Origin of the sequence: Actinomadura rubrisoli, from assembly GCF_004349215.1 — a bacterium.
In the GTDB taxonomy this organism is placed as follows: domain Bacteria; phylum Actinomycetota; class Actinomycetes; order Streptosporangiales; family Streptosporangiaceae; genus Spirillospora; species Spirillospora rubrisoli.
Window position 1 is genome coordinate 1 of the sequence record NZ_SMKU01000295.1, and the last position, 11,936, is coordinate 11,936.

11 protein-coding genes and 1 pseudogene are annotated in these 11,936 nt (G+C 66.0%); 2 read left to right on the forward strand and 10 right to left on the reverse strand.

The features are described 5' to 3' along the window. Positions 1–845: 845 nt before the first annotated feature. The 9 genes from E1298_RS36135 to E1298_RS36175 form a co-directional block, all read right to left on the reverse strand. Positions 846–1,142 (reverse strand): superinfection immunity protein, encoded by a 297-nt coding sequence (locus tag E1298_RS36135; protein ID WP_131901441.1) that lies wholly within the window; start codon positions 1,140–1,142, stop codon positions 846–848. Positions 1,143–1,164: 22 nt separating this feature from the next. Continuing rightward, entirely contained in the window at positions 1,165–2,055 is an 891-nt protein-coding gene (locus E1298_RS36140) for a hypothetical protein (protein WP_131901443.1), read from the reverse strand. Further along, positions 2,052–4,109: a toprim domain-containing protein gene (locus E1298_RS36145; RefSeq protein WP_131901445.1), complete on the reverse strand. Its 2,058-nt coding sequence runs from the start codon at positions 4,107–4,109 to the stop codon at positions 2,052–2,054. Before E1298_RS36145 ends, E1298_RS36140 begins: the two co-directional genes overlap by 4 nt. Further along, on the reverse strand, positions 4,106–4,444 hold the full coding sequence (locus E1298_RS36150; protein ID WP_131901447.1) for a hypothetical protein: 339 nt from the start codon (positions 4,442–4,444) through the stop codon (positions 4,106–4,108). The genes E1298_RS36145 and E1298_RS36150 overlap by 4 nt, the downstream gene beginning before the upstream one ends. After that, the gene (locus E1298_RS36155) at positions 4,444–5,058 is read right to left on the reverse strand and encodes a DUF2637 domain-containing protein (protein WP_131901449.1); all 615 of its coding nucleotides are present in this window, start codon (positions 5,056–5,058) and stop codon (positions 4,444–4,446) included. Before E1298_RS36155 ends, E1298_RS36150 begins: the two co-directional genes overlap by 1 nt. Further along, a complete protein-coding gene (locus E1298_RS36160) occupies positions 5,055–5,348 on the reverse strand; it encodes a hypothetical protein (protein ID WP_131901451.1) in 294 nt (97 codons plus the stop codon). The genes E1298_RS36155 and E1298_RS36160 overlap by 4 nt, the downstream gene beginning before the upstream one ends. Positions 5,349–5,558: 210 nt before the next feature. Beyond that, positions 5,559–7,364: a relaxase/mobilization nuclease domain-containing protein gene (locus E1298_RS36165; RefSeq protein WP_131901453.1), complete on the reverse strand. Its 1,806-nt coding sequence runs from the start codon at positions 7,362–7,364 to the stop codon at positions 5,559–5,561. 103 nt (positions 7,365–7,467) lie between these two features. After that, positions 7,468–7,893 (reverse strand): plasmid mobilization protein, encoded by a 426-nt coding sequence (locus E1298_RS36170; RefSeq protein WP_424923193.1) that lies wholly within the window; start codon positions 7,891–7,893, stop codon positions 7,468–7,470. A gap of 638 nt (positions 7,894–8,531) precedes the next feature. Next, positions 8,532–9,110, reverse strand: a complete 579-nt coding sequence (locus E1298_RS36175; protein WP_131901457.1) for a hypothetical protein — start codon at positions 9,108–9,110, stop codon at positions 8,532–8,534. 720 nt (positions 9,111–9,830) lie between these two features. Between E1298_RS36175 and E1298_RS36180 the strand changes: the two genes are divergently transcribed. Together E1298_RS36180 and E1298_RS36185 are read left to right on the forward strand one after the other, a co-directional pair. Continuing rightward, the gene (locus tag E1298_RS36180) at positions 9,831–10,379 is read left to right on the forward strand and encodes a hypothetical protein (RefSeq protein ID WP_131901459.1); all 549 of its coding nucleotides are present in this window, start codon (positions 9,831–9,833) and stop codon (positions 10,377–10,379) included. A 222-nt stretch (positions 10,380–10,601) separates the two neighbouring features. Continuing rightward, positions 10,602–11,373 (forward strand): annotated as a pseudogene (locus E1298_RS36185) (transposase family protein). A gap of 294 nt (positions 11,374–11,667) precedes the next feature. Here the strand turns inward: E1298_RS36185 and E1298_RS36190 are convergent. Then, positions 11,668–11,936 (reverse strand): transposase family protein (locus E1298_RS36190; RefSeq protein WP_165975841.1); only part of this gene is annotated, 269 nt, incomplete at its 5' end.

Genomic DNA, 11,936 nt, shown 5'->3' on the forward strand with positions numbered 1-11,936 from the left:
AGCTCGGCATCCTGGTGAGGAACCGCCTAAAACGTATGCAGTACCGACCCGAACTTTGTGCGGGATTCCTCGCCCGCACCGGCCTGGACCTCAAACTACCGTAACCCCAACAGTTGAAGTCCTCTAGCTGTTCAGGACTGGCAGGCGGGAGTGTCTTCGTGGGGTTGTTGCCGGTCAGTACGGCGGAGAGTCGTCGTCTCCCTGCGAGGGCGGCTGTGGCGAACAATATGAAGAGCACCCCGGTGCAAATCCAGCCACCCGGATCGAATGCGTGGCTGGTTGATCGTTGGGCGCGGGCGTTGGCTTTGGGTGGCGCAGTCGGCCTTGGCGGGTGGATGGAGGACGGCACCCTACCCCAGGGTTCAAGTTGTCTGTCTGAACGTGGTGAAGTCCTCGCCGTTGGAGATGGCTTTCCTTTGGCGGGGCGAGAGTGGGAGGGCTTCGTGCTCCGATGCTGCAGTCCTGTCTTGTGTCGTCGTGGGTGACGGGCACTCGGACGCGGGATGGAGTCACGAAAAACGTCCTCCCAATCTGGGTTGCGGCCGGTCCTCAAGCTGCGAAGCACTTCTTTACGGGCGCGATGGCAGATCCTCTCCCGGTCAACGTATCTACCGGCGGCAGGACCAAATGGACCACATGTCACGGTGCGCCGGAGGGCGAGCGGATCGGTGTTTGCGTGCACCGAGGAGCTGGTCAGCACGACGGTACCGAGCAGGAGGGTGAAGCCAACGACCACTGGCCGCCAATGACTCTTGGTTGATGTTCTGCGCATACACGCGTCAGTTCGGTGAGCGCTTCCCGCGACCTGTCGTCCTGTCCTAAGAGGCTCATCGAGGTTCAGGGCGTCACGCATGCGGGCCTCGTCCATGCGTGCGGCATCGGTCACGGTCGAGGGGAAGGGCAGGCAGCTGTTGGTAGGGCCTCTCAGCGGTGCGTGGATGGCGACGAGGCCACTTGATGGCTGCAACCAGCGCGATGGGCCACCCGAGGACGGTGGCGCAGCAGAGCGCGTTGGTCAGGATGATGAATCCGATGTCGTCAGCACCACGGGCGATCGCGATGAACGTCGGCAGCACCGCAACAGAAACAAGGATGCCGATCAGAATGAGCCACAAGACAGCGCTGGTTTGGATGGCAGCCATTGCTTTGCTTTCCCTTCGGTGGTTAGAGGTTCCGCCGACGGTTCCGGTCGGGGACTTGAGGCGGTGTGCGTCTTATGGTTTGTGCCTCGATGTGTTGAGTCGAGCTCGTCTCCAGCGCCTCGTCGATCGGGAGAGGGAAGCCCTCGGCGGCCCGTTGCACGTCAGAACTGCAGGTGAGGTCAGGACGCGTAGTGGCGGGGACGGCTCTGGCAATGATGTGCTCGGGCAGATTGGTCGTGATTTCGAGGACCATCAGCAGTTCTTCGGGGTGGGGGTCGTGCCCCTGGAGACGAAGCTTGGTTCTCAGTTCATCAGCGATTTGGCGCGCACGCTGCTCTTGACGGGACTCTTCCCATTCACCACGGCCCGGGCCATGGAGTCTCGCGGCCCACTCGGCACCTGTGCCTTCGTAGAGTTCGGCCCGTTGTGCTGCCGGCTCACCAGTGCGGACGTTCGGGTCCCGAGCGAAGAACGGGGCTGCCTGCGCCATCGCGTGGAGTTCAGTCTCGCCCTCGTCGCGGAAGCGGTCGTAGTGGCTCATCGCGTGCGGGTGCAGGTGGCGAAGCCGTTCCTCGCACTTGCGGACGGCGAGGGCCGCTGAGGCATTGACCGAGGCGTAGGGGACGGCTACTCCCCATGCTTCGGCGACGTCCACCAGGTTCGCTTGGCGGAGCCATTTGCGGTCGTGGACACGCGACCAGCGAGTGCGGGCTTCGGTCAGCGCAGCTCTTTGGGCTTGGGCCTCTGCACGTTGCGTCCGTTCATCCTGTGCCTGCTGGGCGGCCTCTAACTGCTGGCGGCGCCGGGCGAGGGTCTGTTGTACTCCGACGGCCACGGAGACGATCTGTACGAGTCGTTGTCCGCCGTGCTGGAGGCCCTCGGCGATCGGATCGGGGTGTCGTTGTTCGCTCATGCCATCCTCCGATGGACATCGGGACGTTTGGAGGCTGCGATGCGACAAGAGTTCGGCTGTTCAGGACCGAGAGGTGGCGACCTGGGGGTGTCGCCCTTTGCCGCTGAGACGTCCGGTGGCGGGTCGGGGCTGATCGCCGAAGTTACGGCGGCGGTGGCGTCGGCAAGGGCCATGCCCGTGCGGGCGGCGACTCGGGCGACCTGCCGAGCGATCTGATCCGGTGGCAGTTCGGCGATCACAACGGCCGCGGCCCGGGCGGCGGCCACCCGGGACTCGATGAACTCGAGTGTCCCTCCGAACCTCTCGATTCTCTCATCTATCACCAGGTCAGCGAGGCCAGTTACACAAAGTAACGCCTCGCGGACAGGTAGGTGTCCCGCAGAGGACAGGAGTTCTGCCGGGTCCTGGCCTCGGGGTAGTACAGCCGCTTCGACCGGTCCAGCAATACTGCGCAGGGTGCGCCAGGCTCGGATCGATCCGGCTCGTCCCGCATCATCGCCGTCGAGTGCGATGACCAACCCTGCCGTCTCAAGGTCGGTGTGAGCGGCAATCGCCTCGACTTGCGGGGGCGTGATCGCCGTACCGCACGGGGCGACCGCAGCGTACTCCTCCGGCATGGTGACGTTGACCGCAATCGCATCGAGCGGACCTTCAACCAGTAGGGGACGTGCCGTGCGTCCAAGCTGGGCTCGGCTCTCGTGGAGGCCGAAGAGGATCTCGCTCTTGTGGAAGAGCGGCGTCTCAGGAGTGTTGAGGTACTTGGGACCTGGGGCCTGATCACGGCGGCGACCGATGAAACCGACGATCGCCCCTGCCTTGTCCCGGAGCGGGAACAGGACGCGATCTCGGAACAGGTCGAAGAGTTCTCCGCTGTCTCTGCGCTTAACCAGGCCGACGCTGACGAGCGTCTCGTCGACATGTCCCAGCTCACGTAAGTGTCGGAGCAGAGCGTGGCCCGTGCGGGGAGCGAATCCAACTTCCCACTGCTCTTGCACGACCGGACTGAAGCCGCGACCTGCGAGGTAACGGACTCCCCAGCTTCTCGGCAGATTCCGCAGGTAGAAGCGGTGGGCATCGGCAAGCGCGGCTCGGAGTCGGGGCGCGGAGACGTCCGGGGGCTGTTGTCCCTCCGGAACTGCAGGCGCAACCGGTCTGGAGGACTTTAGAGAACGATCGGCCCTTTCCACGGCCACTCCGGCTGACGCGGACATCGCGGGGCTGGTGCTCTTGTCCGCTCCGGCGGTGCCTGAGACGGCGTCTACAGAGCCGCCGCGTAGTCGGCGCTGAAGTCGCGCGCCCGTCCGCACGATCTGGTCTCCGACAGCACGGATCACGGCGGACGTGTCCGTACGGCTGTCCGTCCCCGCCCATTGCCGCGGTGGAGGGAAGGACAGATGCGAAACCTCCAGGCCCAGGTCGGCAAGCACCAGATAGGCGACTGAGTCCGCCAGAACACGCCGAACACCATGGCAGGGCGCCGAGGTGGTGCTTACCGTGTCGATGTGTCCACCGGGTCGGATCGCGTGGGCGAGTTGATGGGCGAGCATCGATGCCGCCGTGGCCTCGTCCAACTCCGGGGCAATCCGGATGCGTCGTTCGGGCGGCCCGAGATAGGTCCAGCCCTGCCCGCGGTCTATGTAGAGGCCGAGGTCGGCAGCGAGTTGGGACAATCGCCCCAACCCCTCAGCCGGGGTGAGGAGCCGCTCCTCTATCGGCTCACCATCGGTCTGCTCGACGTCGAAGACCGGGCGCGGCTTCCCGCGCGTGGAGATGATTCGGATCCCGGTCTCGCCACGGCGGACCTGGTGTCCCTGCTTCTGCCATGCGTCGTAAGAGCGGACATCGGTCGCCGATGGCCGCTGCGCCGGGATCAGCAGAGTGTTGGTGAACCCATAGCGCACGTGTCGGCTCGCCTGCTCTAGCCAGGCGTCCCACCGGAGCCGCCCATCAGCGAGTCGAGTAACCGTGTGGTTGGCGATCCCCTGAAGGATGTCGAGCCGACGTCCTTGATCGTCCGCCTGGGCGGTCTGCTCGCCTTCAGATGAGACCGTCACGACGATCCCCGCCTTGCGGACTCTTCTCGGACAGCGGCGATCAGTTCGGTGAGCCGGTAGTTGGCGATGGTGAAGCCCCGTTCGCGCAAGCGACGGCCGAGCCGATCCCTGCTCATCTGGATGCCCTCCCGCTCCACCTCATGCTGGAGCTGCCGAGCGACGGTCATCAGCTCGTCGCCACCGTCGTCCCTGATCTCGCCGAAAGCTCTCTCGCCGGCTGCTCCCAGCGTCACGAGCTGGGCAGGCAATCGGTCGAGTGCGAGCCGGTCGGCCAGAGGCGCTCGCCACCGCCAAGACCATCTGCCGTACTCCTGCTGTAGCTCCGAGACGGCCATCAGATGGCGGTATTCGAGCTCAAGCCCCGCTGGTACTCGGCGATGTTCCAGAGGATCATGCGACGCCACAGCAGCAGGCTGGAGGCCGGTGCGAGCGCCCAGCGTGCCGCCGGTACCCGCTCCACCCGGCCGGCGGACGTGAGGCCGACCCACCGCCGGATCAGGTGTCGCACGCCTTCCACCACCGTGATGAACAGGACCGGCATGGCCGCGTTCATCACGCTTCCGGCGAGATCCCCTTGAGCTGCGGCCACGTTCACCAGGACGGTGCCGGTGATGTAGACCCACGCGACCCAGCGCAGCACCGGCCACGGCAGATCGAGATACTCCATGAGCAGGTCCCAGGCGAGCAGGATCAGGATCCCTAGGTCCATGCCGACCGGGACGATCCACGCCAGTCCTCCAAAGTGCGGCTCGGCCAGCCGCCGGACGGTGGTGAACGAGCCGAGTGCGCCAAGCACCGCGAGCGCCGCAATCAGTGGAGCAACAGTCGCGGTCACCCACTTGAGCACTCCGGCTTCCGGAGCCATCCGCTCGGTCTCTCGTTCCCGGACACCTTGGTTCCCCTGCTCGCCGGCCAACGCCGATGCCTTCGATTGCTGGATCGATGTCACCGCAACCGGCTCTTGAGCATCCAGACGAGCAGCCGGGCGACATAACGGACCTCGTCCGTCGTGCCGAGCAGCCGACCGTGGGCGGTCACGTAGGCGTAGGCGCCCTCAGCCCCGGCGCATAGGACGGTCTCCGACCAGCCGTTGTGTCGGACACTCAATCGCCAGCGCCCGTTGCGTGGTTTGCGGGCTCGTACGCAGGCCCCGAGCCGTCTCAGCTCGAACTGGAGGCGGAGGAGGCGAGCACGCCGTTCCTCCAGCTCAACTTCTGTGGTCGTTCTCAGCGCCTTCATCGCTCCCCCGGGTGATCTCAGCCGACGAGCCTCCCGCTCATCAACTAAAGTTCTTGATCAGGACGATGCATCACGCACAACCTTCCGTCAATCAAAGTAGATGATCGGCGTGTCGAAGCCTCAAAGGCAACACGCGGCTTCTCGGCTCGGCTTCCAGCCACAACCGCTAGGAGGTCCGCTTCCGCAGGCGACGCAAAGGCGACACCTGCTTCATGAGGTGCGCCCTCGTCGGAGCTCGGGCTCGTACGGCACCTTCGGAGTCGGGCTCACTGTGTTCTCCTGAGTCGTGGGGGCCCATGGGTTCGGGAAGGCAGCCATGGCCAGCCGGGTCGGCGAGGGCTGGGCGGGTTCGTCCAGCCAGAGCGCCTGATGATGAGCCGCGGTACTTGCCTGGCCGAGATGTCGGTTCGCGATGCGTACCGCATCGGCTTGTGCCGGGCGTTGTTGAAGCTGACGGAGCTGGGCGATGGTCTCCAGGAGCGTCACCAGGCGGGCGACCAGCAGAAGAATGGACACGGTGGTGCGATCCGTGATGCCAGCCAGCGCCAAGAGCCGAGCTGCGCTGCGCAGGGCGTTTCCGGCCGGGCCAGGACGAGGGATGCGGCCATACGGCGTGCGGGCGGCGCGGTCGTAGGCGTCGGCGGCACGGCGGAGATGACGGTTACCGGTGGCCCTCGCGGCTACGTGCAGTGCGTCGGAGGCAGCCCAGCACGCATCTTCGGCAGCATGGGGGTCGGTGGCGAGATGCCGACGAACTTGGGCCGTGGCGTAGGCGGTGGCCTGGGCGGCGTCGTCGTAGAACGCTTGGCATTCCTCGGGAGTGAGATCGTCCTTCGGAATGGCAGGCCGGTGGCGGCCGGCTGTTTTTGAGCTGCTCCAGCGCCGCTGAATGCCAGGCAAGGTGAGATCCTCGGCGAGTCGGCCCCCGGTGTGCCAGATGGGTTCCTCCTCCCCCTCGCCCTGGCCCGGGAGGGCAACGGCGTAACCGGTAACCTGATCAGGATCGGTCTGGCTGTGGCGCCGCCTGACGAGTAGCCCCCGTTGTTCGAGCAGGTCAAAGAACTCGGCGGTCGACCGAGCTTCATCCGCAGCGCGGCGGACGGTCGTCCGCAAGACCGCACGGACCGTCCGCGGCGAGAGATGCCGTCCGGACAACGGACGATCGGTACCATCCAAGGCCCACCGACGCCGGAGTTGGGGAAGCGTGAGATCGCTGGCGAGCTTGCCTCCACCGAACCACACGGGTCGCCCAGATGAGTTGAGGTCATCAGGTAAAGCGACGGCGTAGCCAGTCACCTGGCCAGCGATGCGAGAGCTCTCGCGCTTGTGAACAAGGACGCCTTCAGCCCCCAAGGCAGCGAAGAACTCGGCTTCGGTCCGCGCTCCTGCCGCGGCAGTAGTGACGTGCCGCCGCAGCAAGCTGCGGACCGGTTCCACTCGTCCGGCGCGGGCGGCCTTCTCGTTCTCGCCTCGTTTGGGTCGCCGCGCCGCCGTCCGGTCCGCCGGGGCCGTCCGCCGCAACCCGTAGCGATCCTCGACCTTCTGGCAGGCGGCGCGGATCCGGTAGCCGTCGTTCCACACCTTGGGACGGGTGCCGTCCTGGCGGGCGAGCGTGGCAACGATGTGAATGTGGTCGTCGGCATGACGTACGGCGAACCAGCGGACGGCTTCATCATCGCCGGACGGGGCCAGGCCGGTCTCGTCCATGATCTCGGCAGCGACGTCCGCCCATTGCCGATCAGTGAGTACAGGATCGTCCGGGTGGGCCCGGACGGCGACATGCCAGACCGGCTTGGGATGGTTACGCTCCCCCAGCAACTCCAACGGCTGTTGCATCAAAGCGTCGAGTCGCCGAAAGTCCCGTTTCCCGTCCGGGCCCTGGGGCGGCTCAAGCGCCGCAGGAACATCGAAGCCGGCGACGATGCGCGGATCTCGATGCTCGTTACGCCGACCCGGACCGTACAGATAGCGAATCAGCCCCTGGACCCGCTTGCCACGCATCACCTTCCCGATCACGCAAGCCCACCACGTCCGGCCCGAATGGCCATGGCCGCATCGGTTCCATGACTCGTGCTACGACCCGGCTCCGAAGCGCTCGACACCAAGCACGACAGCCTCACTACCGAAGTCTCGAAGCATTGAAGCGATGGAGTGCTCTTCTGATCTCCTCGGCGAGCTCGTCGATGTTCTGTGTCGAGGTCGCCGCGACCCGCGCGTACTGTTCCAGCGCGTGGGTGGGATGGCCGCTCGAATGCAGGGCGGCAACTGCCTGATTGAGATTGATACCGATACGACGAGCCTGTCCGGCGGCGCGCATCACCTCGCCCATCAACTCGGTCAGCGGCGACCACTGCGGTGGGTCGACACGTCGTGCCATGGCCACTGTGGCCGTTCCGGCGTAGGCGCTCACCGCCATGCCGACGCGCTCGGCGGCCGCCCGGACAGCGGCGTACTCCTCCTCGCTCAGAGCCACCCGCACGTTCCTGGTCCGTCGCTGACCTTGCAGCCGTCGTCGCCGATGCCCCTGCCCACCACGGTCGCCCAGTGCATTCCCCGCCTTCTGGCGAGCCGTAGGTCTCGGTCTCTCGTGTTCGTCGAACGCCGCTCGGCGATCCCTTGCCGACCGTTGAAACTACGGCTCGCCGCTTCGGACCGCGCCCGGTCCGGAAGCCTGTAAGTGTCACTTACGCCATTTCTTGCCCTGCGACGGCGAGGGCCTCGGATACGGCGGCCAGCCGCTACCCCCGACACCGACCTGAGAGCGCCGACAGCGAGGACGGTCAGGTTGTTGCCGGTGGAGAACATCGTCGATGCCACCGCCGTCTGAACGTCCAGCCACATGATCACCGACCCTGGGACGAGCTCCCTTCGATCCTCCAAAACAGCCAGCGTCTTGTGAGACCACGCGGACAGGCTGGTGTTGCCGAGCGGAGGAGAACCTGACGAGCAGCGACAATGGCTACCCTGCCCCAGACTCGCCTCCCTTCGGCCAAGGGAGCGCTCGCAGAAGCCGGTTTCGACACACTCGAACAACCCGCCAAGGCCAAGGAAGATGAGTTACAGCACTTCACGGCATGGGACCTCACGCACTGGAGACGTTGCGACAAGCCCGCCGGAGCATGGACGTCGTTCCACACCAGCCATGAGACCTGACTTCAGCCGTCCGTCAGCAGGGGCATCAGCTCAACGTTCGCGACGCGGAGGCGGCACCTGCGGTTTCGAGCGAGGCTCTGACGATGCCTGCTCGACATGAGGCGCGTCGGGAAGGACATCATCGATCGGCCTGGGGAAATCCTCCCCTGCGGCGCCGTCCGGAGCGGCGCTATGGTCGGTCAGATTGGTCAAAGACGCGGCGGCCACTTCGTCTCTGTCTGAAGACGGCCCAACGGTGGTCTGGTTGGCGTGGATGGCGGCGAGCGCTCCCTGGGCTCGTCGGAAGGTCTCACCGAGCTCCATCGTCTGCTCGGCGGCCCGCGCCAGCGCGTTGTGCGCCTTCATCACGGTCGGGACGGGATCCGTACCGCGGTCATGTCCGAGCCGTCCGGCATCGAGCTCTGCGGTGAGGAAGGCGTCGAGATGCTCGGTCGTCTGAACAAGACGAAAGGCTGTCTGAGCCAGATTCCCTAGAACCGTGTAGACGGCGGTTGGCTGACTCAGTCCCGGTGGCTCCTGGATGACGCGGTTGAGCTCTCGGATTCGCTCGTGCAGCTCGCCAGCGAGCCGCTCGATGTCCTCGTCAGTGTGGATGTCGTGATCGTCCATCGAAGATGTCCTCCAGTTTCGTCGTTGGTCGGGCCATGCAGTACTCCTTTCATTGGTGACTCCTGGCAGTCCTTAACGTCTTGTGACTTTGTTTGGCGCTGCTTGCGCTCCATTCTGCTCGGCAACTGCCAGCACCGCCACCTTGGCCACCGGCGTGGCGCAAGATGCGGTGGCGCCACCGCGTTTCCCTCGGCGGCGATGCCCTTCGCCCGTCACTGACGGGCGAAACCGCCTTCCCGTGAACCCGACTGGGGCGAGCATGGCCTCGGGTCAACTGCCCACGGCCCCCTGGGCGTGTCCCCTCAGCCATCCGCAAGCGGCGTCAGCGTTCTCGGCCCCCGCGTAGAACGTCCGCTGCAGGCCGTGCAGATCGACTCACCCGCTGTCGGCGTACACCCGGATGTGCACTTGTCGGTACACGCGAACGTGCGCCGCTCTTCGGGCGCCGGGAGCCGGCGTTCTCGAAGTGCGCCAGGAGTCGCCCTCGAGAGTTCCCTTCGGGCGGTGCTGTGTGATTGCGCAGCTACCTGCCCTGTGTTGACCGTCCGCTATGTCCCTCAGGGTCCACAACCGGTGCGGCCGGGCCGGCGCCATGGCCATGCTGTCGGGACTGGACGAGAATTGGCTCGTAGTCCGATCGTTTCGGACATGATGACGGGCATGGTGGAGATCTTGCGGCGCGGCCGATACGTCTGGGTAGGGTGCACCGCCGTTTACGCGATGCTGGTCGCCGGGACCGGTGTTGCGGCCGTCACGATGCTTTCCCGCAGCATCGATCAGGGACTGGAGGTGTGGCCCGACGCGCAGATGGACACGCAGATGGTGGCGGCGTGGCGCGGTGCGGCCATCCTCGCCTACACCTCCGGCAGCGAGGTGGGCCATGTCTGCGCACTGCTGGCCGGACTGCTGGTCGCGCGGGCGGTGCCGGTCCGGGCATGGCGAACCGGGCTGGCCGTCGCCGTGCTCGCCGGTACGGTGCTGGCGCTGGTGAATCTGTCGCTGGCGTGGTGGAAGGCGTCTCCTCGGCTGGCCCATCTGTCCGGGCCGGTCGATCCGGCGGTCATCGACCCGGGCCTGCGGCACCACAGCTGCGTCATCGTCGCCGTTGCGCTGGTCTTCGCGGCGTTCCTGGCCCTCGCAGCCGTCGGCTACCGCCTCGGCATGAACCGCAACATCAGAGCCGTGGTCATCACCCTGATGGCGCTCGTCGTGGTGGCGCTCCTCGGCCACTTCTTCCTGACGGGTCTGGTACCCCGGCCGGAGTTCTAGCGGCGATCCGACGACGGGCACGAGAAAGGCCACCCCCGGGATCAGCCGGGTGACCTGGAATGCCCGAGAGGTTGTTCTGCCTGTGAGGAGACGATGAGCCGTTTCCATCCTGGGAGGGCTGGTCACGAGCTGGATGCGGTTCGCCAATTGTGATCGCCAAGTGGTGAAGCTCCTGGTAGTTGCGGAGTCGACCAAGACTTGACCGCACCACCAGGAGCTTCAGTGCTGTTCTATCGCGCTGCGCTGGATCTGTCGCCCGTGTCCCGCAGATACGTGGCCGGCCTCGTCCGCGAGCACCGCCGCCGGATCGGTTCACGCTGGCGGGCCCTGCCGTCCGAGCGCCAGGCCCTGCTGGTCCTGGTGCACCTGCGGCGCAACGAGACCTTCCCCGCCCTGGCCGCCGCGTTCGGCGTCGGGCTGGCGACCGCCCACCGCTACGTCACCGAAGTGATCGAACTGCTCGCCGCACTGACACCCGACCTGCGTGCGGCGATGCGCATCGCCGCACGCAAGGCGTATGTGATCCTGGACGGCACGCTGGTGCCGATCGACCTGGCTCGCAGGCACCGACGACCGGCGCTTCTACTCCGGCAAGCACCGGCAACACGGCGTGAACATCCAGTTCCTCACCGACCCGCACGGCCGCCTGATCTGGGCCTCGGCAGCGCTGCCCGGCTCCACCCACGACCTGACCGCCGCCCGCCTCCACGGCATCATCGACGCCCTAACCCAGCGGGCGATCGCCTGCTACGCCGACAAGGGCTACATCGGCGCCGGCGGTGCGATCGGCACGCCCTACCGCCGCGGTAAAGGCGGCAAGCTGGGCAAGCGCAAGAAGCTGTTCAACCGCCACCACGCCAAGGCCCGCGCACTGGGCGAACAGGGCGCCGCCACCCTCAAACGCTGGCACATCCTCCGCCACGCACGCTGCTCACCAGCCCGGCTGACCGCCATCGTCCAGGCCATCCTCGCCCTGCACCATCACACCAACTGAGGATGGAAAGAGCTCAATTTCACGGACCGCCGCACCCTCTCGAAAGGGAACATCTCGACGCAACGGCAACGCCCGCCTCCTGGCCCCGATGCCGTGAAGTACCGCATCTGGGCACGTTCGTGCGTACCGGACTGTGCACTTTCACGTGAACGCCGACACCCGTTGTCAGGACCGAACCCGTTGAAGCCGTTATGACCAGATCCGATCTGGCGCTTCTGTTCGACAACGCGTCCGACCTGCGCTCCCGAGCAGGCGATCGCCACACTTCACGCTTTCGGACTCATTGAAGTGATCTCACTGGGTTCTTTGGAGGTGGTCGTGTTCGAAGTGGGTGAGGACGAGCGCGGCGCGGGTGATGTCGCCGATTCTGCTGGGGCTGACGGTGATGTGCCGCCGGGTGCGCCAGCGGCCTTTGAGCAGGGCGAATCCTCGTTCACCCAGGCTGCGCAGCCCGCGTAGAAGGCAGTTGTGGGTGCGGTTGTCGATGCTGAGGAGCTGGCCGTCGGAGGGGTTCTTGATCGGGGTGAGAATCCCGATTCCGGCGCCGTCGTAGCCGCCGTCGG